This window comes from Ruegeria sp. ABD4_443 (assembly GCF_056160865.1).
Window position 1 is genome coordinate 1 of record NZ_JBSWYA010000014.1, and the last position, 24071, is coordinate 24071.

General features: G+C 60.9%; 22 protein-coding genes. 11 read left to right on the plus strand and 11 right to left on the minus strand.

Annotation, left to right across the window (positions count from 1 at the left end; genetic code table 11):
• Positions 1-105: 105 nt before the first annotated feature.
• Positions 106-1674 carry a 2-isopropylmalate synthase gene (locus ACXAG8_RS17815; protein ID WP_475230260.1) on the minus strand — a complete coding sequence of 523 codons (1569 nt, stop codon included), beginning with the start codon at positions 1672-1674 and terminating at the stop codon, positions 106-108.
• Between the two features lie 350 nt (positions 1675-2024).
• Positions 2025-3524, minus strand: coding sequence for an MORN repeat-containing protein (locus tag ACXAG8_RS17820; RefSeq protein ID WP_475230263.1), 1500 nt, complete (start codon positions 3522-3524; stop codon positions 2025-2027).
• Positions 3525-3674: 150 nt separating this feature from the next.
• Between ACXAG8_RS17820 and ACXAG8_RS17825 the strand changes: the two genes are divergently transcribed.
• Positions 3675-5333 carry an NAD+ synthase gene (locus ACXAG8_RS17825; RefSeq protein WP_475230268.1) on the plus strand — a complete coding sequence of 553 codons (1659 nt, stop codon included), beginning with the start codon at positions 3675-3677 and terminating at the stop codon, positions 5331-5333.
• A 324-nt stretch (positions 5334-5657) separates the two neighbouring features.
• Positions 5658-5936 carry a hypothetical protein gene (locus ACXAG8_RS17830; RefSeq protein ID WP_475230272.1) on the plus strand — a complete coding sequence of 93 codons (279 nt, stop codon included), beginning with the start codon at positions 5658-5660 and terminating at the stop codon, positions 5934-5936.
• Positions 5937-6140: 204 nt separating this feature from the next.
• Here the strand turns inward: ACXAG8_RS17830 and ACXAG8_RS17835 are convergent, their stop codons facing one another.
• On the minus strand, positions 6141-7067 hold the full coding sequence (locus ACXAG8_RS17835) for an MBL fold metallo-hydrolase (RefSeq protein ID WP_475230275.1): 927 nt from the start codon (positions 7065-7067) through the stop codon (positions 6141-6143).
• A 115-nt stretch (positions 7068-7182) separates the two neighbouring features.
• On the opposite strand from ACXAG8_RS17835, the gene ACXAG8_RS17840 reads away from it, so the two are divergent.
• A complete protein-coding gene (locus ACXAG8_RS17840; RefSeq protein WP_475230279.1) occupies positions 7183-7617 on the plus strand; it encodes a DUF1801 domain-containing protein in 435 nt (144 codons plus the stop codon).
• Positions 7618-7736: 119 nt separating this feature from the next.
• Positions 7737-9062: a glutamate--tRNA ligase gene (gene gltX, locus ACXAG8_RS17845; RefSeq protein ID WP_475230285.1), complete on the plus strand. Its 1326-nt coding sequence runs from the start codon at positions 7737-7739 to the stop codon at positions 9060-9062.
• A 76-nt stretch (positions 9063-9138) separates the two neighbouring features.
• Here the strand turns inward: gltX and ACXAG8_RS17850 are convergent, their stop codons facing one another.
• On the minus strand, positions 9139-9708 hold the full coding sequence (locus ACXAG8_RS17850) for a gamma-glutamylcyclotransferase family protein (protein ID WP_475230288.1): 570 nt from the start codon (positions 9706-9708) through the stop codon (positions 9139-9141).
• 95 nt (positions 9709-9803) lie between these two features.
• On the opposite strand from ACXAG8_RS17850, the gene ACXAG8_RS17855 reads away from it, so the two are divergent.
• Positions 9804-10250, plus strand: coding sequence for an RrF2 family transcriptional regulator (locus tag ACXAG8_RS17855; RefSeq protein WP_475230291.1), 447 nt, complete (start codon positions 9804-9806; stop codon positions 10248-10250).
• A gap of 2 nt (positions 10251-10252) precedes the next feature.
• Here the strand turns inward: ACXAG8_RS17855 and ACXAG8_RS17860 are convergent, their stop codons facing one another.
• Both ACXAG8_RS17860 and ACXAG8_RS17865 read right to left on the minus strand, forming a co-directional pair.
• Positions 10253-12781, minus strand: a complete 2529-nt coding sequence (locus ACXAG8_RS17860; protein ID WP_475230294.1) for an ABC transporter permease — start codon at positions 12779-12781, stop codon at positions 10253-10255.
• A complete protein-coding gene (locus tag ACXAG8_RS17865) occupies positions 12778-13473 on the minus strand; it encodes an ABC transporter ATP-binding protein (RefSeq protein WP_475230297.1) in 696 nt (231 codons plus the stop codon). The genes ACXAG8_RS17860 and ACXAG8_RS17865 overlap by 4 nt, the downstream gene beginning before the upstream one ends.
• A gap of 50 nt (positions 13474-13523) precedes the next feature.
• Here ACXAG8_RS17865 and ACXAG8_RS17870 point away from each other — a divergent pair, with 50 nt between their 5' ends.
• On the plus strand, positions 13524-14159 hold the full coding sequence (locus tag ACXAG8_RS17870) for an arylesterase (protein ID WP_475230304.1): 636 nt from the start codon (positions 13524-13526) through the stop codon (positions 14157-14159).
• A gap of 30 nt (positions 14160-14189) precedes the next feature.
• On the opposite strand, the gene ACXAG8_RS17875 is transcribed toward ACXAG8_RS17870, so the two are convergent.
• On the minus strand, positions 14190-14750 hold the full coding sequence (locus tag ACXAG8_RS17875) for a L,D-transpeptidase (protein ID WP_475230307.1): 561 nt from the start codon (positions 14748-14750) through the stop codon (positions 14190-14192).
• Between the two features lie 190 nt (positions 14751-14940).
• A complete protein-coding gene (locus ACXAG8_RS17880) occupies positions 14941-15147 on the minus strand; it encodes a cold-shock protein (RefSeq protein WP_008757902.1) in 207 nt (68 codons plus the stop codon).
• A 393-nt stretch (positions 15148-15540) separates the two neighbouring features.
• On the opposite strand from ACXAG8_RS17880, the gene ACXAG8_RS17885 reads away from it, so the two are divergent.
• Positions 15541-16149 (plus strand): DUF1353 domain-containing protein, encoded by a 609-nt coding sequence (locus tag ACXAG8_RS17885; RefSeq protein ID WP_475230312.1) that lies wholly within the window; start codon positions 15541-15543, stop codon positions 16147-16149.
• Positions 16150-16222: 73 nt separating this feature from the next.
• Here the strand turns inward: ACXAG8_RS17885 and ACXAG8_RS17890 are convergent, their stop codons facing one another.
• Positions 16223-16975, minus strand: coding sequence for a hypothetical protein (locus ACXAG8_RS17890; RefSeq protein ID WP_475230315.1), 753 nt, complete (start codon positions 16973-16975; stop codon positions 16223-16225).
• Positions 16972-18639 (minus strand): energy-dependent translational throttle protein EttA, encoded by a 1668-nt coding sequence (ettA, locus tag ACXAG8_RS17895; RefSeq protein WP_180884738.1) that lies wholly within the window; start codon positions 18637-18639, stop codon positions 16972-16974. The genes ACXAG8_RS17890 and ettA overlap by 4 nt, the downstream gene beginning before the upstream one ends.
• A gap of 149 nt (positions 18640-18788) precedes the next feature.
• Between ettA and ACXAG8_RS17900 the strand changes: the two genes are divergently transcribed.
• On the plus strand, positions 18789-19409 hold the full coding sequence (locus ACXAG8_RS17900) for a nicotinate-nucleotide adenylyltransferase (RefSeq protein ID WP_475230320.1): 621 nt from the start codon (positions 18789-18791) through the stop codon (positions 19407-19409).
• Between the two features lie 67 nt (positions 19410-19476).
• On the plus strand, positions 19477-20955 hold the full coding sequence (gene dacB / locus ACXAG8_RS17905; protein WP_475230323.1) for a D-alanyl-D-alanine carboxypeptidase/D-alanyl-D-alanine endopeptidase: 1479 nt from the start codon (positions 19477-19479) through the stop codon (positions 20953-20955).
• 36 nt (positions 20956-20991) lie between these two features.
• Here the strand turns inward: dacB and ACXAG8_RS17910 are convergent, their stop codons facing one another.
• Positions 20992-21414 (minus strand): tellurite resistance TerB family protein, encoded by a 423-nt coding sequence (locus tag ACXAG8_RS17910; protein WP_475230326.1) that lies wholly within the window; start codon positions 21412-21414, stop codon positions 20992-20994.
• 316 nt (positions 21415-21730) lie between these two features.
• Here ACXAG8_RS17910 and ACXAG8_RS17915 point away from each other — a divergent pair, with 316 nt between their 5' ends.
• Together ACXAG8_RS17915 and ACXAG8_RS17920 are read left to right on the plus strand one after the other, a co-directional pair.
• Complete coding sequence (locus ACXAG8_RS17915; protein WP_475230329.1) at positions 21731-22309, plus strand: hypothetical protein; 579 nt, start codon at positions 21731-21733, stop codon at positions 22307-22309.
• A gap of 173 nt (positions 22310-22482) precedes the next feature.
• Positions 22483-24057 carry a lysine--tRNA ligase gene (locus ACXAG8_RS17920; protein ID WP_475230426.1) on the plus strand — a complete coding sequence of 525 codons (1575 nt, stop codon included), beginning with the start codon at positions 22483-22485 and terminating at the stop codon, positions 24055-24057.
• The last annotated feature ends 14 nt before the right edge of the window (positions 24058-24071 follow it).

Here is a 24071-nt window from a genome sequence, read left to right on the forward strand (position 1 = left end):
TCCCCCCCCCCCCCCCTCCCCCCCCCCCCCCCCCCCCCAAGCCGCTAGGGTGTCCGGCGCAGCCGGGCACCCGCGGGTGCGGGAGCGTTTGCCGCCCGCGCCGGATCAGGTCAGGTCTTTGTAGCTGATCTCGCGTGCGTCAGCGCCGGGGCCGGTCTTTTCGCGGCGCATGATCAGGCGGTTCAGCGCGTGGATATAGGCCTTTGCCGAAGCAACCACGGTGTCCGTATTTGCCGACTGGCCGGTGGCGATCATGCCGTCCTCGCCCAATCGAACGGACACGGTGGCCTGTGCATCGGTGCCTTCAGTTACCGCGTGGACCTGGTAGAGTTGAAGATGCGCCGTGTTCGGATAAATTGCGCGGATGGCCCTGAAGGTTGCATCAACGGGCCCGTCACCGTGCTCAGTTGCGATGACATCCTTGCCGTCGACTTCCAGCTCGACGGTGGATTCCGCCTGGCCGCCGGTGCCGCAGGTCACTTTCATCGAAACCAATTGCAGATAGTCGTCGGCCTCATCCAGCGTCATCAGCGCAACGAGGTCGTCGTCAAAAACCTCTTTCTTGCGATCAGCCAGATCCTTGAACCGCACGAAGATATCCTTGAGCTGGTTGTCGCCAACCTCGTATCCCAGCGTTTCCAGCTTGTCGCGCAAGGCCGCGCGGCCCGAGTGTTTGCCCAGCGGCAAAGACGTGCCCGAGAGCCCGATATCCTCGGGGCGCATGATCTCGAAGTTTTCGCGGTTCTTCAGCATGCCATCCTGGTGGATGCCGCTTTCATGGGCAAAGGCGTTTTTGCCGACGATGGCCTTGTTGAACTGGACCGGAAAGCCCGCAACGGTCGCCACGCGGCGCGAGATATGCATGATCTTGGTCGTGTCGACGCCGGTATGCCACGGCATGATGTCGTTGCGTGTGCGCAGCGCCATCACGACCTCTTCCAGCGCAGTGTTGCCCGCACGTTCGCCCAGACCGTTGATGGTGCATTCGATCTGCCGCGCGCCGCCCGCGACAGCGGCCAGCGAATTCGCGGTCGCCATGCCAAGGTCGTTGTGACAATGGGTGGCAAAGACCACCTCATCGGCATCGGGTACGGTTTCAATCAGGCGCTTGATCAGGTCGGCGCTTTCGGCCGGGGCAGTATAGCCCACCGTATCGGGGATGTTGATCGTGGTCGCACCTGCCTTGATCGCAATCTCGATCACGCGGCAGAGGTAATCCCACTCGGTCCGGGTTGCATCCATCGGTGACCATTGCACGTTTTCGCACAGGTTGCGCGCGTGGCTGACCGTTTCATGGATCTTGTCGGCCATTTCGTCCTGCGTCAGGTTCGGAATGGCGCGGTGCAGCGGCGAGGTGCCGATAAAGGTGTGAATCCGGTTCTTCCCGGCGTGTTTCACCGCCTCCCAGCAGCGGTCGATATCGGCGAAATTGGCACGGGCCAGACCGCAGATGCGGCTGTTCTTGGACCGTTCCGCGATTTCGGACACTGCCTTGAAGTCGCCTTCGGATGCGATCGGGAAACCGGCCTCGATGATGTCGACGCCCATTTCGTCCAGCAGCTCGGCAATTTCGAGCTTTTCGTCATGGGTCATGGTGGCGCCGGGGCTCTGCTCGCCGTCGCGCAAAGTGGTATCAAAGATCAAGACGCGGTCTTGGTCGGTCACGTTGGTCATGGGGTACTCTTTCTTCTTCTGTCCTAAAGCCATTGGCGCGCGGGCGTCCTCCTCTGAGCGGGCGCGCCGGATGGCACGCTCAGAGGCGGATTAGGATCAGTAGGCCACGCAGGTCGACGCTGCCTTTGGCGACGTTCGCAATACGGATATCTGCGTGGTTGATCATGGGTCCGAGGTTATACACCCCGAACGGCGAATGAAAAGCCGGAAAATGCAGGGCGCGGAGTTTTGACAAGCCGAGGTCTCGGCCGCCGCGCCCGCCCCGAAACCACTGGGGCAATTGGGTGCGATCGGGGGCGCCGCATCAGGCTGCGCCGTTCAGACAGGTTTTGCGGGGTTTGGTCGGCGGTTCAGCCGTCTGACCCTTCGGTACTGTCGCCAGTAGCTTGCGTGTCGGTTTCGGGGGCCTGTGTTGCCGGTGTTGCGGGCGTCGCTTCGGGCGTGGATGCGCCGCTGTCGGACAGCGCGCCGTTTTCCCAGGTTCCGGTTTCCTCTTCGCCATTGGCATAGCGCATGGTGCCCGCGCCCTGGCGTTTGCCGTCGACGAAATTTCCCTCGTAGACATCACCATTTGCGTATGTGGCGACCCCGAAGCCGGTGATTTTTCCCTGGGCCCATGTGCCGGTATATTTGAACCCGTTGGGCATGATGACCTCGCCCTGCCCATGGCGCTGACCTTGGGCGAAATCGCCGGTATAAACGGTGCCGTCGGCATAGGTGGCCTTGCCGGTCCCCTGACGGACGCCTTCGACCCAGTCACCGTCATATTTGGACCCGTCCGCGCGCGACAGCACACCCTTGCCATGGGTGCGGGCATTCTTGAACTGGCCGCGATAGACCGTGCCATTGGCATAGGTCGCAACACCCTGACCTTCGATCACGCCGGCAATCCAATCGCCATCATAGGTCGACCCATCGGGATAGGTGATCAGCCCTTTGCCATCGGCAAGATCGGCGCTGAAATCGCCTGTATAGACCGACCCGTCGGGATAGCTGAGCTCTCCCAGGCCCTCGATCTGTCCGTGGGACCAGTCGCCGGTATAAACATAGCCGTCGGTGCCTGTGAACGTGCCCTTGCCGTGGCGCTGGTCATCGACAAAGTCGCCGTCATAGGTGTCGCCATTCGCATAGGTCGCCTTGCCTTTACCCTGGCGGCGACCGTCCACCAGGTCACCCTCGTACACGTCGCCATTGGCCTGCGACAGCTTGCCTGCGCCGGTGATCTGGTCCTGCGACCAATTCCCGTCATAGCTGAGCCCGTCGGGCATGGTCAGGCTGCCCTGGCCGTGCCGTTGCCCGTTCTGAATGTCCCCGTCATAGACGGCACCGTCGGCATAGGTGATCTTGCCGCGGCCCTGCTTGACGCCATCGCTCCAGTCGCCCTCATAGACGTATCCGCCCGGTGCGGTCATCACGCCCTTGCCGTGGTGCTGGGCATCCTTGAACCCGCCTTCATACCGCATTCCGTTGGCGTATTCGGCTGTGCCGGTTCCATTGATCGCACCTGCCGACCAGGTGCCCTCATAGGTTCCGCCATCGGCGAATGTGATCTTTCCCGTCCCCTCGGGCTGACCTTTCGCGAATTGACCGACATAGACAGACCCGTTGGCATAACGCGCGGTGCCTTGTCCCTGGATCTCGCCTTCGACCCATTCTCCGGAATACTCGAACCCGTCCGGCAACCGGTACGTCCCGGTCCCATGCCGCAGGCCGTTTTCGAACGTCCCCTCGTAGACGCCGCCCACATCGTCGTCGGCGGTCATGACCTGCCCGTCCTGCGCCAGAGCTGCCGGGGCGCCCAGGCAAAGGGCCACAATCGCAAGGGTCTTGGGGAAAACGGTTCTGGTCATGCAGGTCTGCCCGATCGTCAACTGTTTATGCGCGTTTGCGCAAAACTAGGACACCGCCGCTGCCGGAGCAACGGCTTTTGCCGCATTTGTCTTTCACTCGCTGACCGATCTGGTAAACGCCTTTTAGACAGACGAGGGCAAGAGGGCACAATGGCCGACCGTTTCCGCATCACCCTGGCGCAACTCAACCCCACGGTGGGTGACATCGCACATAACGCGTCCAAGGCCGTATCGGCATGGAAAGCAGGGCGGGATGCCGGTGCCGACCTGGTCGCGCTGCCCGAGATGTTCATAACCGGTTACAACACGCAGGACCTGGTGACCAAGCCGGCCTTTCACCGCGCAGCGATTGAGGCGGTCAAGGCATTGGCGGAAACCTGCGCAGATGGTCCCGCGCTGGCCATTGGCGGCCCCTGGGTCGAGGACGAAAAGCTGTACAATGCGTACCTGGTTCTCAGGGGCGGCAAGATCGTCAGCACGGTCCTGAAGCATCACTTGCCGAACGAAACCGTGTTTGACGAAGTGCGCCTGTTTGACGCCGGGCCGTTGGGTGGGCCCTATGCCGTCGGCAATACGCGGATCGGCAGCCCGATTTGCGAAGACGGCTGGCACGAGGATGTGGCCGAAACGTTAGAAGAGACAGGGGCGGAATTTCTGCTGATCCCCAATGGCTCGCCCTATTTTCGCGACAAATACGACGTGCGCCTGAACCAGATGGTGGCGCGCGTGGTCGAAACCGGGCTGCCGGTGATCTACCTGAATATGGTGGGCGGACAGGATGACCAGGTTTTCGATGGCGGAACCTTTGGCCTGAACCCCGGCGGCGGGCTGGCATTTCGCATGCCGGTCTTTGACGAGGCCGTGTCCCACATCGACCTGACGCGCGGCAGCGCAGGCTGGGAAATCGTGCCCGCCGAGGTCGCGCCGCAACCTGATGCTTGGGAACAGGATTATCGCGCGATGGTTCAGTCCCTGCGCGACTATATGGGCAAGACCGGGTTCACAAAGGCCGTTCTGGGCCTGTCCGGGGGGGTCGATTCGGCTTTGGTCGCCGCCATTGCCGTGGATGCAATCGGGCCAGAGAATGTCCGGTGCGTGATGCTGCCGTCCGAATATACCAGCGACGCGTCCCTGCAAGACGCCGAGGCGGTGGCCAAGGCGCTGGGCGTGCACTATGACTTTGTCCCGATTGCCGAAAGCCGCGCTGCCGTCACCGGCACGCTTGCACCCTTGTTCGCAGGTCGCAACGAAGACCTGACCGAAGAAAATATCCAGTCACGCCTGAGGGGCCTGCTGCTGATGGCGATATCGAACAAGTTCGGCGAGATGCTGTTGACGACCGGAAACAAGTCCGAAGTCGCGGTTGGCTATGCCACGATCTATGGCGACATGAATGGCGGGTACAACCCGATCAAGGATCTGTACAAAACCCGCGTGTTCGAAACCTGCCGATGGCGCAACGACAATCACCGGGACTGGATGAAAGGGCCAAAGGGCGAAGTCATCCGTCCCTCGGTCATCGACAAACCCCCCAGTGCCGAGCTGCGAGAGGACCAGAAAGACAGCGACAGCTTGCCCGACTATCCGGTTCTGGACGCGATTTTGGAAATTCTTGTCGATCGCGACGGCTCGATCGCCGATTGTGTTGCGGCCGGGTTCGACGCGGTCGAGGCCCGCAAGGTCGAACATCTTGTCTATATCAGTGAATACAAACGCTTTCAGTCCGCGCCCGGAACGCGCCTGACCAATCGGGCCTTCTGGCTGGACCGCCGCTATCCCATCGTGAACCGCTGGCGCGATTCGGAGTGATCGTGGCCCCGGGGCCGCGCCTCATTTCCGGGTGCATTGCGTCTGGGTAGATGGCTGATTTGGCGGCCAATGGTTCTGGTTCGGAAACAGTGCGGCCCTATCCATTTGTTCGTTGCCTCATCGGGGATGAAAGGTCGGTGCCTTCGGGCGGTCGGCTTGCGCGGCGAACACTTTCTTGCCATAATTTAGATCCAGTCCTGCCGCATATGGGGCGGGCGTGGCGCGTTGCGATTGGGTGGGTTGACCGTTTCGTGCAGTGCCAAACAAGTTTGTTTTCGATGGCGCGCCCATGTTCGGGTGCCGGGTCATAGTTTTGGTGGTCAAATGGTTGATGAGTACGACAAGCCTCTGCATTCTCCTCTAAAGTGGAAGACGATGGAAACGCGTGCCCGCGATTTTGACGAGGCACGGCTGGACGCGGCTATTGCGGATATCCTGCAAGCTGAAAACGCCAATGAGTCCGCGGCCGCCGAAGAAAAAGTGGCCTTCAGGCCGGAATTCCCCGACCTTGCCCCGCAGGACCAGGCCGAGCCGCAGATGCCGGAACCCGGGGTTGCAGCGACGCTGCGCCAAAAATGGGCGGAGCTGTCCGGCGCGGCCTGACCGGCAAAAAAATCTCTCGAATCATTCACTCGGTCGCCGGTTTGATTGCGGCCGCCGGCGCTTTGCCCGTTGCCCGGATAGGGTGATCGCGCATTCGCCTGCCAAAGCATTTCATCCTATCGCATGATTTTCTGACCTGACCGAATGGCCCCCGCGCAGAAACTTGGCGCGTGCCACCCGGTCAGGAGAAAATCGTCGCTCAGATCAGCCCATCATCTGATAGCTGACCGGAACAAAGCGGAAGCCTTCCCCGCGTGCTTCGACATATCCCGCAGCAGGGAATGGCATGTGATAGCCGATCATCGGAATCCGGTCGGCGGCCAATTGGCCCAACACATTGCGACGCGACGCGGTCGCGGCGGTCTTGTCCATGTCAAAGCGGACCTCCCATTCCGGGTGGGCAAAAGACCATACATAGTGATTGGCCAGGTCGGCAGTCAGGATCAGGCGCTGGCCGTTGCTTTCCAGATGGTAAACCATGTGACCGGGCGTATGCCCAAAGGCCTGCATCGCGGTAATGCCAGAAACAACATCGCTGCCATCTTCGACAAAACCCATCTTTTCCGCAAAAGGCTTCACCTTCTCAGCCACCAGGTCGCCGACCCTGTTACCGGGGTCCATTGCGGCCCAGAAATCATACTCTGTTGCGCCGGTAACATAGCGGGCATTGGCAAATGTCGGTGCCCCGTCGGTCATCATGCCGCCAATATGGTCGGGATGCATATGCGTCAGAACCACCACATCCACGTCGGAAGGAGCAACGCCCGTATCCGCCAGCGCAGTCTGAATCCCGCCCTGTCCTAGCCCGGTATCGAACAGAACACGCTCGGATCCGGTATCGATCAGCGTCGGCGTAAAGAAGAACTGAGCCTTGTCTGCGGGAATGAAATTCTCGGCAGAGACTCTGGCGAATTCTTCATCTGACGCGCCGCCGCCAAAAATGTCTTTCGCGCCGTCGCGCGGCAGGCTGCCATCCAGCAGAGTGGTCACCGTGAAATCGCCCAACTGGAACGATTTCGCCTGTGTCGAATTGGCCCCGGTCCCGGCAGCCAGAACCGGGGCGGTCGCGGTCGCGAATGGCAACGCGGCGGCCGAGCCAAGGGCCGCCCGGCGGGTCATTTTCATCGTCATGGTCGTTCTCCCTTTCTGCGCATGATTGTTTGACTTAGGTCTGACTTTGGCTCGGGCCAGTTCAACGCCCAAAATTCTGCCGCGTATCTGAAGATTTCGTGATAGTTTCCGGTTCATGCCGCGCGCCCGGAACAAAACCTTGCCATCTGAGCATAGCGTCGCCGATTTTCTGGCGACGGTGCAACCCGCCCGAAAAGCGCAAGAGGCGCAACTGCTGGATCGGCTGTTTCGCGACGTGACGGGCTATGCTCCGATGATGTGGGGGTCCTCCATCATCGGCTACGGCCGCTACCACTACCGCTATGCATCGGGGCGCGAGGGTGACTTTCTGGCCACCGGTTTTTCGCCCCGCAAGACGGCGCATTCGATTTATATCATGCCGGGCTATGCAGATTTCAGCGAAATCCTGTCCCGGCTGGGCAAGCATAAGATGGGCAAATCCTGTCTTTATGTTAACAAGCTGGCGGATGTCGATCTTGGGGTGCTGTCCGCGCTCATCCGCGCCGGGCTGGATGAGCTTGCAAAGAGGTGGGAAATTCAACCCAGCTGAAACCATTCATCTTTTTCCAAATACTCTCGCCGAAGGCACGCGCCGAACCGGCGCGTATCTGCCATCTGCTGGACAATTCACCCATCCTGTGACAAGAGCCGCGACAACAGGAGACACCCATGACCACCACCCGTTTCGCCCCGTCGCCCACCGGTTACATCCATGTGGGCAACCTGCGCACCGCGCTGATGAACTTCATGATCGCCCGCAAGGCTGGCGGCACGTTCATCCTGCGTATCGACGACACCGACCCCGAACGGTCGAAGGAAGAATATGTCGACGCCATCAAGCAGGACCTGGAATGGCTGGGCCTGCATTGGGACCGGGTTGAACGGCAATCCGAGCGGCTGGACCGCTATGCCGAGGCCGCCGACAAACTGCGCGAAATGGGGCGTTTCTACGAGGCGTTCGAGACACCGACCGAGCTGGACCTCAAGCGCAAGAAACAGCTGAACATGGGCAAGCCGCCCGTCTATGACCGCGCGGCATTGACCCTGAGCGAAGCCGAGAAAGACGCCCTGCGCGCCGAGCGCGGCAATGGCGTCTGGCGTTTCAAACTGGATCACGAGCGGATCGAGTGGAATGACGGCATTCTGGGCGACATCTCGATTGACGCAGCCTCGGTTTCCGATCCGGTCCTGATCCGCGGTGACGGTCAGGTACTTTATACAATCGCGTCTGTCGTGGACGACACAGAGATGGGCGTGACGGATGTGGTGCGTGGTTCGGATCACGTGACCAACACGGCGACCCAGATTCAGATCATCAAAGCGCTGGGCGGCACCTGCCCGCGGTTTGCGCATCATTCGCTGCTGACCGGCCCACAGGGCGAGGCGCTGTCGAAACGTCTGGGCACGCTGGCCCTGCGCGACCTGCGCGAGCAGGGCGTGCAGCCGATGGCCCTGCTGAGCCTGATGGCGCGGCTTGGTTCGTCCGACCCGGTCGAATTGCGCGCGGATATGGCCGAACTGATCGACGGGTTCGACGTCAACCGGTTTGGCGCGGCGCCGACCAAGTTCGACGTGCAGGACCTGTTCCCGCTGACCGCCAGGCACTTGCAATCGCTATCGCTGGCAGATGTGGCGGACGCTGTCGCGGACGCTGGTGTTCCGGCGGAATTGGCCGAGGCGTTTTGGGCCATGGCGCGCGAGAACATCACCACCCTGGGTGACCTCAAGGGCTGGTGGGAGCTGTGCCGCGACGGGGCCGAGCCGCTGATTGCGGACGAAGACCGCGACTTTATCGCAGAGGCCGTGGCCCTGTTGCCCGAAGGTCCGTTTGATGGCGAGACCTGGGGCAACTGGACCAAAGCCGTGAAAGAGGCGACCGGTCGCAAGGGCAAGGGATTGTTCATGCCACTGCGCAAAGCGCTGACCGGAATGGAGCGCGGGCCCGAAATGGCCACCTTGTTGCCTTTGCTGCAGGTCATTCGCGCGCGCGGCTGAGGCCGCAGAGAAACGCGCCTTTTGGCGCGTGCCTTCGGCGAGAGTATTTGTCGAAAAAATGAATTGGGCCGTCGTGTTACACGGGGTGAACGAGTTGGGCACCCGTCTGTGTGAGGCGGTCATCGACGAATGAAATCTCATCCGCGCTCAGTTTCTGATGGCGCGGGTAGCGCGGTGCATCGCGGTCATTCAGGACCGGTGTTTCCCAGCCATCTGTGGTGGCAAAGAACCTGTCTGCACCGTCTGGTCCGAAGGCGCGCAGATAGCCCTGGACCACCACGTCGAGATAGCTGAGCAGCAGGGGGTGTTTGTCAGCCGGTGTGCTTTGCCGTTCCGGCGGCACCGCATAGACGGCAATGTCGACCGGATGTTTCAGGGGATGTGTCACCGAACGGGTGGCCGGGATGCGATCATAGGCCCATTCCCTTTTGTCCAACGCGGCCCAGTCGTTTTGCGGGACATGGGCGATCATGCCGTCGATCTCTGCGTCGGGGTCGGGGATTGCGGTCAGGAAGGCGGCCGGGCGGAGGTCTGTATGTCGCCACGCGCGCCGCCAGCCTTTCAGTTGGGCGGGGCGCGGGTCCGGGAAGTCGTGGGTGGCAAGGTTCACCAGACTGCCATAGCCAAAGAAATATGGGGCTGCCATGTCGCGTGCGGTCCGTGATTGACGATTGATGTATGTCAAACCGGTTTTTTGCGGAACATGCAATAACGCTGCATCTGAAAAATTGGGAGGCCTCAATGCGGATTACCAAGCGAACAAACATTGCTGTACGGTTGTTGATGTATTGTGCCGCGCATCAGCAGCGTCTTGTGACCAAGGCCGAGATCGCCGAAGTTTGCAATATTTCGGAAAACCACCTGGCCCAGGTTATCAACCAGTTAAGCCAGTTGAACTATCTGAGCACGCAACGTGGCCGCAACGGCGGAATGACATTGGCGCGCCCGGCAGATCAGATCCGGATCGGGGCGGTATTTCGTCATGTTGAGGGCGGTCTGCCTATTGCCGAGTGTTTTGCCGATGCCGACAACACATGCCCGCTGACCGACGCGTGCCGATTGCGGTTGGCGCTGCAGGACGCGGCCGAGGTGTTTTATGCGTCTTTGGACGACATCACGCTGGACGCGCTGGTGTGCGACAATGACCCGTTGTTGAAGATATTGCAGCCGGTGGCCTGCGTCCGGTGATCTCAGTCCGTGGCGCGCAGGACGTGGGCAGGTCGTGCCGATAGCGGGCGCAGCGCGAAGGCCAGCCCTGCAACCAGGGTGATGGCAATACCGGCTGTGATAATGGCGATGGCTGATGGCCATATGACCGCGTAGGTCGTCTCGAATACATAGGTGGCGACGGCCCAGCCGCCAGTGACACCCGCCACAAGGGCAACGCAACCCGCAGCCGCGCCTAGAATTGCCGCGCGCAATGCGAAGCTGAACAGGATAGGGCGGCGACCTGCGCCCAGTGTTTTCAGAATGGCGGCTTCGTATCGTCGTGCGGGCTCGGCCGAGGCCGCAGTGCCGATCAGCACCAGGAAACCGGTCAGCAACGAGACACCTGCGCCGATCGAGGTCGCCGTCGCCAGCCCCTTCAAAAGGTCCGATACGCGGGCGATTGCATCGCGAACGCGGATCGCGGTGATGTTGGGAAAGGTTTGGGCAAGGTCGCGAAGAATGGCCGCTTCGGCGTGCTGTTCGGCATAGACCGTTGCGATGAAACTGTGCGGCGCGGCGGACAAGGCGGACGGGTTCATTGTCATGACAAACCCCATTCCGGCCGTAGAAAAGTCTACCTCGCGGAACGAAGTCAGCTGGGCCGTGATATCGCGACCCAGAATGTTGACGGTCAGCGCATCGCCCAGTTCCAATCCCATTTCCATCGCCTCTTCTGCGGCAAAGCTGACCTGAGGGGGGCCGTCATAGTCGGGCGGCCACCACGTGCCCGCGGTTATGCGGGCGGTGTTTGGGGGCGCGGCTGAATAGGTTACCCCGCGGTCGCCGTCCAGGACCCAGTGATCACCCACTGCGTCGCGTGCTGGCACGCCGTTGATCCGGGTGATTATGCCGCGAAGCATCGGCGCCGTTTCGACGCGGGTGACGGCGGGGTCGTTTTCCAGGCGCGCCATGAAGCCGGGCATCTGGTTCTTTTGAATGTCGACGAAGAAATAGGACGGTGCCACTTTGGGAAGGTTGCCCGAGATGGCATTGCGCAATGTTCCGTCGATCTGGCCGATGGATGCCAGAACCGAAAGCCCCAGCCCCAGCGACAAGACGACGGATGCCGCCCCTTCCTGGGGGCTGGAGATGGCAGAGAGAGCCCATCGCAAGGGCGGGTAACCTCGCGCCATGGGGGCGGATTTGCGGGCAAGCCAGCGCGTCGCAGATGCCGACAGGAACAGCAATAGCAGCGCGGCTGCCATCCCTCCGCTTGTCCAGAGCGTCAGGCGCACCGTACCGCTGAACCAGGCCGCAGCCGTGATCAGAAGCGCCAGCCCGACCCCGGTGGCCAGGACGAAAACCGGTCGCGGAAAGCCGTGGGTCGACGACAGGGCATCACGAAACAGCGTTGCGGCGCGTATCTTTTCGGTCTTTGCAAGTGGCCAGAGGGTGAACAGGAAGGCGGTCAACGCACCATAAAGGGCGGCTTGGGCCATCGGTTGCGGATAGATCGCGAAATTTGCGGGAACCGGCAGATAGGCCTGGATCACCGGCGCAAGCAGCACCGGCCCCAAGGCACCCAGCACCAGGCCGATGGCGATGCCTATGGCAGACAATATGGCGATCTGAAAGCCATAGGTTTGAAAAATCGTTGCCCGGTCCGCCCCCAAAGTTCGCAGCGCCGCGATGGTCTCGGTCTTGCGGATGAGATAGGCGCGCACGGCTGCCGAGACACCGATCCCGCCGACAGCCAGACCGGACAGGCCAACCAAAACCAGAAAGGCCCCCAGACGGTCGACAAATTCGGCCATTCCGGGTGCTCCGTTGCGCGCATCGGCCCAACGCATTCCGGTGTCATCAAAGCGCGTTTGGGCGTCAGCGGACACCATGTCAAGGCGCGTATCGGGCGGGAGGTCCAACCGGTACCGGGTGGAAAACAGGGTGCCCGGTGCCAACAACCCCGATGATTGCAGGGCGTCCGTTCGAACCAATGTGCGCGGACCCAGGCCGAACCCACCTGACGCGCTGTCCGGCTCGGACAGGATCGCGGCCATCAAGACGAATTGCTGAGTTCCCAGTGTGAACACGTCGCCGGGCGTCAGCCCCAGTCGGTCGATCAGGACCGGGTCCATCACGCCTCCGGGCAGGGCCGCCGTGCCGTCCAGCGCGTCTTCGAGCGGCATGTCTGGGTCCAGCTCTACGGCGCCGATCAGAGGATAGGCGGCGTCAACGGATTTCACCTGGGTCAGCGCCCTTATGGGGTCAGGGTTTTGCGGGGCAACGGCCATCGACCGGAAATTGACGGTTTCGGAAACAGCTTGTGCGTTTTGCGCCATCCATTGACGCTCATCCGCGCTTGCGAACCGATAGGTGAACTCCAGCTGCGCATCGCCGCCCAGCAGGGTTGCGCCTTCCTGGACCAGACCGGCCTGGATTGCATAGCGAACGGACCCCACGGCGGTGATGGCAGCAACACCAAGCGCCAAGCATGACAGGAAAACGTAAAACCCGCGCAGGCCGCCGCGGAGCTCGCGCCGGGCCATCCGCCAGGCGAGCCTTACGGTCATTCCGCGGCCTCTTGCCGAAAGTCCTCGGCGATCCGGCCATCGCGCAGGCGGATAACGCGATCGCATTTCCGGGCAAGCGAGTGGCTGTGTGTCACCAGGACAAGCGTTGCACCATGCCGGTCCCGCAGATCAAACAACAGGTCGATGATGGCGCTGCCGGTGGTTTCATCCAGGTTTCCCGTGGGCTCGTCGGCCAGCAGGACGCGCGGGCGCGGTGCAGCGGCGCGTGCCAGCGCGACACGTTGCTGTTCGCCCCCGGACATCTGGGCAGGATAGTGGTCCAGACGGTGCGACAGACCGACTGAACGCAATTCGTCTGCTGCACGGTCGAACGCATCCTTGTGCCCGGCCAGTTCAAGGGGTGTTGCCACATTTTCCAGCGCGGTCATGGTCGGGATCAGGTGAAAGTTCTGAAAAACCACCCCCATGTTTCCCCTTCGAAACCGCGCCAGGGTATCCTCGTCTAGGTCGGTAATGTCGCGGTCCATCACGCGGACGCTGCCGGATGTCGCCTGCTCGAGCCCGCCCATCAGCATCAAAAGCGAGGATTTCCCCGACCCGGACGGGCCGACGAGGCCCAGGGTTTCGCCATGATCCACGGTCAGGCTGATGCCGTGAAGGATATCGACCCTTCCGGCATTGCCATCCAGCGACAAAGCGGCATTTTGGAGGTGCAGAGCAGGCGTTGCCATCAGTCTTTCCACAGGAGAACGGTCAATTGGGATATGGAGCGGCAGGAAGAATGCGCAAGGCTTTGATGTCGGGGCTGTTTATCTGCTGCGGCTTTGCGGCCACAGCAGAGCCGGTGGTCATCGCGGCGCTGGGCGATTCCCTGACCCAAGGGTACGGGCTGGCCGAGCAGGACGGGTTCGTCCCGCAACTTGGCAAATGGCTGGCCGGGCAGGGGGCCGATGTGCGGCTGATCAATGCCGGTGTTTCCGGGGATACAACCGCTGGCGGCGCGGCTCGGGTTGCGTGGACTTTGACACCGGACGTCGACGCGCTGATCGTGGCGCTTGGTGGCAACGATCTGCTGCGCGGGATTGCGCCGGGCGTGTCCCGCCAGAACCTTGAAACCGTCCTGCGAACGGCTGCCGAAGCGGATGTAGATGTCCTGATCGTCGGTATGCAGGCCCCGATGAACTATGGCGCCGCGTACAAACAGGATTTCGATGCGATCTATCCCGACCTGGCCGAGCGGTATGACACGGTCTATGCCCGGAACTTTTTTGCCGGGCTGCCGGTACAGGGTGATCCGGCAGCGGTTGTGGGTCTTATGCAGGCCGACGGCATCCACCCAAATGCGAAAGGGGTCAGCCTGATCGTCGACGCGCTTGGCCCTGCCGTTCTTGAACTTGTGGACAGGGTGTCCGGCTAGCTTTGCATGTTGCCGCGCCTGTGCGGGGCTTTAGACCACGGTGACGACCGTTCCCAGCGGGACGCGGTTATAGAGGTCGATCACATGCTCGTTCAGCATGCGGATGCACCCGTTCGATGCCGCGCGCCCGATGGTCTGTGGCTGCGTCGTGCCATGGATGCGGAAATAGGTGTCGACGCCGTTCTGGAACAGATACAGCGCTCGTGCCCCCAGTGGGTTGCCGTTACCACCCGGTTGGACATAGTCGTTATCCTTGAACCGGGCATAGGCGACAGGGTCCCGTTCGATCATCTCGTTCGTGGGTCGCCAGGTCGGCCATTCTTTTTTGACGTCAATCGTTGCTGTGCCAGTGAATTCCAGACCAGCCTTTCCGACCCCGCAGCCATAGCGGATTGCCTTACGCGGTTCGGTCACGAAGTACAGGTAGAACGAGCGCGGCACGACCAGAAGCTGGCCCGGCAGGAATTGTTTTTTGATCCGCACGAACTGCGGCGTCGGGTCATATTCGACCGCTTTTTTCTTGGCGCTGGCAACGCTGGGGGCGATGCCTGCTGCAACAGTTCCGGCAAGAAAGGCGCGGCGGGTGAACATGGTGGGCCTCTTCAACATTTCAAACAAAACTGGGTGCCAGTTTCGGAAGGATACCCTATCTGGTCAATTGTCAGTTGAAAATCACCGGAATGTGAAGTGCTGCGCGTGCCAAACAGGCAACGCAACCGACGCAGGGGGGGATGACCCCAAAAACAAGAAGGGCGGGGTTTAACCCCACCCTTCCAAGAGCTTATGCAAGCTCGATATTGTCGGCGCTTTCGCGGCCGTCGCGACCAGCGCGCAGTTCGTATGTGACCTTTTGGTTGTCGGCCAGGCCGGTCAGGCCAGAGCGTTCAACAGCCGAGATGTGCACAAACACGTCCTTGCCGCCTTCTTCGGGTGCGATAAAGCCAAAGCCTTTGGTGGTGTTGAACCATTTTACGGTGCCTGCTGGCATATCCGTTACTCCTGTTAAAGTGCTGCCCACGGTGTTGCGGCAGCCCGGCGTCGTCGTCTGTATCGATAGACTGAGCGCCGATGAAGGAGACAGCAGGTCGAAATAGAAAAACGTAAGCTTCTTGGATATGGCATCGGGCCGGGCGTTAGACAAGGGTTATTGTCGCAAAGGTTTCCCCCCGAGGTGCCGGTTTCGGACCCGGCGCGGATTGCCGCCGACGGTTTTGACCGGCGCATTGGGATCGAACTAGGCTGTACGCATTAGTTTACCGGATTGGAGGATGCGATGTTCAGGCAATGTCTTGTCTTTGTTATATTTCCACTTCTTGCGGCATGCAGCAGCAAGATCTACGACGACTCGGTTGCGGGAACTTTCAAAGGGTCTCTGCTTGTCATGTGGGTCGAAGGGAAAGCCGATGGCGACGGGGACGGGGAGTTCGTCTATGTCCCCGACATCACAGCCAAAGGGAAGGCGCTGGTTTTCAACAGGGCGCCCCAGACCGATGGACGGGTTGTTCATGCAACGTCGATGAGCCCGGACTGGATGTATACGGACGGCGGAAGCATTCCGCGGATTTTTCAGCCGGTCAAGGGACTGAACCCATGGGGATATGCGCCGGCGTATATGGTGCATGACTGGTTGTTTGTCGCGCACCGTTGTGTGACCGACGGCGATGCAACACCCAAGGAAAGGGAAATGGCCGACGTCACGTTCCGCGAAAGTTATGAAGTCATGGCCGAAATGCTGAAGACCCTTGAGAAAAGCGGCCGGATTTCAGAAAGCGACGTGCAACCGCGCGCCATTTCGTGGGCGGTTTCGACGGGAATATCCAAGAACCTCTGGGAACAGGAAGGCGTGTGCAAGGGCCGCAGGGTCACGGGTAAACATCGGGACCAGATTTTGGCCCGGTTGCGCATTGGCGCGGCAGGCAGGCAAAAATCGGTCAGGATCAATGGTCGAAACGTCAAACCGGCCACGGTCTTGCAAGTGGTGGATTTCTGATCCCCGCGACGTGACCGGGACCAAGCCACGTTTGAATGTCCCGCGGGCCCATCAGTCTGGGCCCGCAAGGGGTTCAGGCGTTTTCGTCTATGGGTAACCGGTCGACAATTTCGGCATACTGGCGGGATGCCACGAATATCTTGGGCAATTCGTCCACGACCTGGTCAATCGGGTCATAGATTTTGTCTGCCCCGGCCTGGATGTCCTCGGGGATGGTTTTGGGTTCACGCTGCCTGCGTTCCGGTGGGATGAAATCCAGCCCGATGAATTCGGAAATTTCGGCTGTGTTGTCCCAAATCGCATCATAATGCACGCACAGGACCGGCACCTTTTCAAACGTGACCCAGTCCCGGATCTGGCGCGCCTGTTGCAAGACGTCCCGTTTGAACAGGTCTTCAAATGACCCGGTCGCGTGAAGGTTATAGAAATGCTTTTTCACCCATTCCGGCCCGTATCGTTCCATGGCGGAATATACCGAGATCGTTGAATCCTTGGTCGAGCCAAAGCAAAACACAACCCGCACATTCTCGGGACCCGATGCCAGCGCATCCGGGAAATCATGCGTCTTGTACACAAATGGGGCGGTCAGGGGCGTCCCGTCGAGCCGTGACACAAATACCGCGTTGCGTTCCAGCCGGATGTCGCGCGCACCCATTGCCGCGCGAATGGCCTTGAACGTCAGCGTACTGCCAGAGCGCCCATTGCTGGCCACGATAATGCACTTGTCGGGTTTGGGCCTTGTGTCGAAAATCTGCCTGACACGCCGCAGCCTTTTGCGAACGCTTCGGGCCAGCCTTTGCGAAGTGCGTCCTAGCCAGTGGGTCATCGCGCGAACTTCTTATGCTTCAGGCGCTTGGGCTCCAAGGCGTCCGGTCCCAGACGGCGCTTTTTGTCCTCTTCATAGTCCTCGAAGTTGCCCTCGAACCATTCCACATGGGCGTCACCCTCAAACGCCAGAATATGCGTGCAGATCCGGTCAAGGAAGAAGCGGTCGTGGCTGATGACGACGGCGCAGCCGGCGAAATCGACCAGCGCGTCTTCCAGCGCCCGCAGGGTTTCGACGTCCAGATCGTTGGTCGGTTCATCCAGCAGCAGGACGTTGCCGCCCTCTTTCAGCAGGCGCGCCATGTGGACGCGGTTGCGCTCACCGCCTGACAGCAGCGAGACTTTTTTCTGCTGGTCGCCGCCCTTGAAGTTGAAGGACGAGCAATAGGCGCGGGAATTGACCTGCGCGTCGCCCAGCTGAATGATCTCGGCGCCGCCGGTGATCGCCTCCCACACGGTGTCGTTGTCGGCAAGGTCGTCGCGGGACTGATCGACATAGGACAGCTCGACCGTGTCGCCCAGCGTGATGGTGCCTGCATCGGGCTGTTCCTGACCGGTGAGCATCTTGAACAGCGTCGATTTACCCGCACCGTTGGGTCCGATGACACCGACGATGCCGCCGGGGGGCAGGGCGAAGTCCAGCCCTTCGATCAGTTGCTTGTCGCCCATATGTTTCGACAGGCCCTCGACCTCGATCACCTTGCCGCCAAGGCGCTGGCCGTTGGGGATGACGATCTGAGCGCGGGTCAGCTTTTCGCGTTCGGACTGTTCGGCCAGCTCGTTATAGGCGTTGATCCGGGCCTTGGATTTAGCCTGACGGGCCTTCTGGCCCTGACGCATCCACTCCAGTTCGCGCTGCAGTGTCTTTTGCTTGGACTTGTCCTCGCGGGCTTCCTGCTCCAGCCGTTTGGCCTTTTGTTCCAGCCACGCGGAATAGTTGCCCTCGTACGGAATGCCGCGACCCCGGTCGAGTTCCAGGATCCAGCCGGTGATGTCATCCAGGAAATAGCGGTCGTGGGTGACGATCAGGATGGTGCCCTTATAGTCGATCAGGTGCTGTTGCAGCCAGGCGATGGTCTCGGCGTCCAGGTGGTTGGTGGGTTCATCAAGCAGCAGCATGTCGGGCGCTTCGAGCAGCAGTTTGCAGAGCGCCACGCGGCGTTTCTCACCACCCGAGAGGTTGGCGATGTTGGCATCGTCCGGCGGACAGCGCAGCGCCTCCATCGAGACATCGATCTGGCTGTCGAGGTCCCACAGGTTTTCCGCATCAATTGCGTCCTGCAGGGTTGTCATCTCCTCCATCAGCTCGTCCGAGTAGTTCTCGGCGATCTCCATGGCAATCTCGTTGAACCGGTCGACCTTGGCCTTTTTTGCGGCCACGCCCAGCATGACGTTTTCGCGGACGGTCAGCGATTCATCCAGTTGCGGTTCCTGCGGCAGATAGCCGACCTTGGCACCCTCGGCCGCCCAAGCCTCACCGGTGAAATCCGTATCAAGGCCCGCCATGATCTTCATCAGCGTCGATTTACCTGCGCCGTTGACGCCGACGACACCGATTTTCACACCGGGCAAAAAGCTCAGGTGGATGTTTTCAAAGCACTTCTTGCCACCGGGATAGGTCTTTGAGACACCCTGCATGTGGTAGACATATTGATAGGCGGCCATGTCGCGTCCTCTGGGTCGGGGAATTCAGGTTGGAACGCTGGATATCCGAGCGGGGCGGGCGGGGCAAGCTGGTGGTGCCCTGATTCTCGTCCAAGCCGTTGGCGGTCGGTCGATTGACAACACCCGTCAGTTCTGAACATCAGCAAGGAATGGAACGGTACAGGTTACCATATGCGCGACCCGGGCAGGTCGTGGGGCTGTTCGGCGGGTCATTCGATCCGCCGCACCAAGGCCATGTGCATGTCACGCGCGAGGCGATGAAGGCGTTTGGGCTGGACCGGGTGTGGTGGCTGGTATCGCCGGGCAATCCGTTGAAACAACGCGGACCAGCACCGCTGGCGCAACGGCTTGAGGCGGCGCGGGACGTGATGCGGCATCCGCGGGTCGAGGTCACGGATATCGAAGCGCAGACCGGCACGCGGGCGACAGCGGACACTTTGGCCGCGCTGCGGCGGCTTTACCCGCAGGTTCGGTTCGTCTGGCTGATGGGGGCCGACAACCTGGCGCAGTTCCATCGCTGGAAAGACTGGCGGCTGATCATGGACAGCGTGCCGGTGGGCGTTGTGGCCCGCCCCGGCGATCGGATTTCGGCCCGGATGTCTCGGGCGGCGCGGGTTTATGCCAAGTACCGCATTGACGGGCAGGCGCGACAGTTGCTGGGGCGCGCCAGTGCTCCGGCGTGGTGTTTCGTGAATGTGCCCATGGTTGATGTCAGTTCGACCGAGATTCGCGGACGCGGAGGCTGGGGCGACCAAGTGTTGCCTCAATAGCCCCTATCAGAGCATAATCGCTTTTACGTGGTTGTTTGCCCGTGATCTCTGGGATTTTAATTGACCCATGGTTGATCGTTTTTCACGTCGTGCATTTCTGGGGGGATTGGGGGCCTCACTGATCCCCTGTGCCGGATTGGCTGGGCCGCCGGCCGTGTCGTTGCGTCCGCAATTGCGCGGCGCCGATCTGAGCGGCGTTGACCGGGTCGTTCAGGCGGCTGGCCTGCGAGGGGAGGTCGCCTTTGCCGTGGCAGACGTCAAGACCGGAACCCGGCTGGAGTCCTTCGGCGGAGAAACCGGTTTGCCGCCGGCAAGCGTGGCCAAAGCGCTGACCGCACTTTATGCGTTGGATGTCTTGGGGCCGGACTTTCAGTTCGAAACCCGGTTGGTTGCGGATGGCCCGATCCAGAACGGAATTCTGGATGGTGATCTGATCCTTGTCGGCGGTGGTGATCCGCTGTTGGACACTGACGCATTGGCAACGATGGCGGCCAACCTGCGCGAGGCCGGGATCACCGAGGTTCGCGGCGCGTTCAAGGTCTATGAGGGTGCGCTGCCTTATGTGTTCAGTATCGATCCGGGCCAACCCGATCACGTTGGTTACAGCCCGGCCATCAGCGGTATATCCCTGAATTTCAACCGCGTGCACTTTGAATGGAAACGCGGCGGGTCAGGTTTTGACGTCAATATGGATGCCAGAAGCGCGCATTATGCCCCGGCGGTGGATATGGCCACCATGCGGGTCGAAAACCGCAAGCTGCCGATCTATACCTATCAACCCTCGGCCCGTCAGGACCGATGGACCGTGGCCAAGGCGGCGTTGGGAAACGGCGGTGCGCGGTGGTTGCCGGTGCGCAAGCCTGCCCTATACGCAGGCGACGTGTTTCGGACGCTTGCGCGCGTGAACGGCATCGTGCTGAACCGGGTGCAGGTGACGCGGCAAGCACCGCAGGGCCGTATACTGGTTCTGCACCAAAGCCAGCCGATGACCGACATCCTGAAGGGGATGTTGAAATATTCAACCAATCTGACGGCCGAGATGGTCGGGCTGACCGCCAGCAAAGCCCGGGGCGCGAACCCTCGGGACCTGGCCCAATCCGCCGCCGAGATGAACCGCTGGGCGTCCGAGACCTATGGGACCGCCAGGATACAGATGGTGGATCACTCTGGCCTGGGTGACAGGTCGCGCGTGGCGCCGAACGATCTTGTGGCCGCGCTGGTTGCGGCCCGCAAAACCGGCGCCCTGCGCCCATTGCTGAAGCCGTTCACATTGACGGATGCAAAGGGCAACAAAATCAAGGACCATCCCGTCCGTGTGGATGCCAAGACCGGTACGTTGAATTTCGTTTCGGGTCTTGGCGGGTTTGTCACGACGGCGCGCGGCGATGAGCTGGCGTTTGCATTCTTTTCCGCAGATATGGCGCATCGGGCCACGATCACCCGTGAAAACCGCGAACGGCCCGAAGGGGCGCGCAGCTGGAACCGCAGGTCCCGAAAGCTCCAACAGGTATTGATCGAACGCTGGGGCGCGCTTTACGGAAGCTGACGGAAACCGGCGTTCCTGCCCACTGCCCCGGACGTGTCAGGTCGTGTGGCGCGCGCGGGCACCGCGTTCGATTGCGGCGGCATGCAGCCGGTCGATGTCCAGCTCATAGCGGATTTCTTCCAGCAGGCGCAGCTCGGTCTCGGCAAGGGCGCCATCGGCTGCGGCAACGTCACAGGCCAGGGCATAGGCGGTTTCATTCAGCCGCTCGGGCAAGTTGTCCCGGATCAGGCCAAACAGGGCGTCCAGCCCGTCTTCCTGTTCGAACAGGTCAAAAACGATCTGGGACACGCGCCGTGTCCGGTCGATATCGTAATCGGCAAAAACCGGCAACATATTCACAGCGGTTTCAATCTTGACCAGTTCCGCCGTTCGAATGGTTTCGTCAGATGCAGAAACCGCCACCATGATCGCCACAAGGCAATCCTGAGGGGACATCGGGTGAGGAACTTGGTCGGTCATGAAGGTCGTCCTGATTGGCTCGGTTCTGCGGCGCACGATAGGAGCGCAGGCAGGAGGGTTCAACACATTGTTTCTGGCGGGCCGCGGCGGCGGACGTTTCAACCAGGGCCGATCTGTATTGATTGCGCCGTACCGCGCGCCTTTCGGAACATTAAGAACATTTCAGCACTGCCCAACCCCAGCTTAACCCGGCGCAACCATCTGGGTGCCAGACAGTTATCGCATTTGGTTGACGTTACGTAAGGAGTGAGTTGCGATGCGCATTGAAATGAAAAAGGGATTTGTTGCACTGGTTTCAGGGCCAATTCTTGGACTGATGGCGGCAAGTGCCGCGATGGCCGAGCCTGAAATCTGCAACCGGAACACGGCGCGAATTGCAGCCAACAGCGGGGATATGGACACGCTGTGCGGATGCAGCCACGTGACGCCGGGGTTCCTGACACAGTTGCAGCGGCATGCGGATTTCGGAAATGTCCTTCAGGCGACCTCGGCGCAATGTCCGGGTTTGGCGGGGCTTCTGACCGACTTGCCGACCGGGTCCATAACCACCGCCAGTAACGAGGACGGGCGTTCGAATGATCCGGGTCTTGTGTGGTCGGGCGGGAATACCGGCCCCAATCCCAACGCTGGCGGCGGGGACGACGACCCTGGCAACGGCGATGATCCCGGCAACGGCCCAGGCAAGCCGGGGCACGGGGGCGGCAAACCCGGTCATGGCGGCGGCAAGCCCGGTGACGGGGGCGGCAAGCCCGGCCATGGCGGAGGCAAACCGGGTGACGGCGGCGGAAAACCGGGACATGGCGGTGGCGACAAGCCTGGCAAGGGCGGTGGCGGCAAACCGGGTCACGGTGGCGGTGACAAACCGGGCAAGGGCGGCGGCAAAGGCAAGCGCTGATCCCTCTGCCATGTGCGAATGGGTTTTGCCGCGCTTTCCGCAGCTGCGAAATGCAATTGGCGCGGGGCTGAATTGTCCCGCGCTTTATTGACTCATGCTGCACCGGCACAATAGGAGGGGCCGGTCGGCATCATCCGGTGCTGGCTCAGAGATTTCCGATGGAGCTGAAACTGATGTCTGAACTGCGTGAAACCGCGATGTCGTCCAAGGCCTGGCCTTTCGAAGAGGCACGCCGGTTGCTCAAACGCTATAGACAAGGTGCGCCCGAAAAGGGCTATGTTCTGTTCGAGACAGGGTACGGGCCGTCGGGCCTGCCGCATATCGGCACATTCGGCGAAGTCGCACGCACCACGATGGTCAAGCGCGCGTTCGAGGCTTTGTCGGACATACCGACAAAGCTGATCTGTTTTTCAGACGATCTGGACGGCATGCGCAAAGTGCCCAGCAATGTGCCGAACCCGGACAAGCTGGAAGGGTATTTGCAATGCCCGCTGACCACGGTGCCCGACCCGTTTGGCGAATATCCCAGCTTTGGCGAATACAACAACGCCATGCTGCGCCGGTTCCTGAATACTTTCGGCTTCGAGTACGAGTTCTATTCGGCGCGCGACTTCTATCGCACGGGCCAGTTCGACGAGATCCTGAAGCGCGCGGTTGATCGCTATGACGACATCATGGCGATCATGCTGAAAAGCCTGCGCGAAGAACGCCAGCAGACCTATTCGATCTTTCTGCCGATCCATCCCGAAACTGGGCGGGTTCTGTATGTGCCGATGAAAAAAGTCTGCGCCGAGACCTACACCGTCACGTTCGATGATGAGGATGGCAAGGAATGGACGCTGCCCGTCACCGGCGGCAACGTCAAGCTGCAGTGGAAGCCGGATTTCGGCGCACGCTGGGCCGCGCTGGGCGTGGATTTCGAGATGTATGGCAAGGAACATGCCACCAACGAGAAGATTTACGACTCGATCTGTCGGGCCCTGGGCGGCCGTGCGCCTGAACATTTCAGCTATGAACTGTTTCTGGATGAGAACGGGCAGAAGATTTCCAAGTCCTCCGGCAATGGTGTCTCGATTGACGAATGGCTGACCTATGCGCCGACCGAGTCGCTGGCCTATTTCATGTATCAAAAGCCTAAGACCGCGAAGCGGATGCATTTTGATGTGATCCCCAAGGCTTATGACGAATATCATCAGCAGTTGCGCGCCTATCCGGGGCAGGAGCTGAAGGCGCAGCTGAACAACCCGGTGTGGCATATCCACGGCGGGAATGTTCCTGAATCCACCCTGATGGTGCCGTTTGCGATGCTGTTGAACCTGGCGTCCGTTTCCGGTGCCGAGGACAAAGAGGCGCTGTGGGGCTTTATTCGTCGCTATGCGCCAGAAGCCACGGCCGAAACCCACCCCGACCTGGATCAGGCGGCGGGCTTTGCCGTTCGGTATTTCAACGATTTCGTCAAACCCACCCGCCAGCATCGCGCGCCGACGGATCAGGAACGCGAAGCGCTGGAGGCGTTGAAAGCGGCGCTGATGGCCTATGACGGACCGGTGGAAGACGAGGCGCTGCAATCGGTGGTCTATGCCATCGGGCGCGAGCGGTTCGATCCGATGCGCGGCTGGTTCACTGCCCTGTACGAGGTGCTGCTGGGTGCCAGCCAAGGGCCACGTTTCGGCGGGTTCATTGCGCTTTACGGCGTGCCGGAAACCATTGCTCTGATCGAAAAGGCCCTGGCCGGAGAGCTTGCCTGAGCCAGCGGGAACCT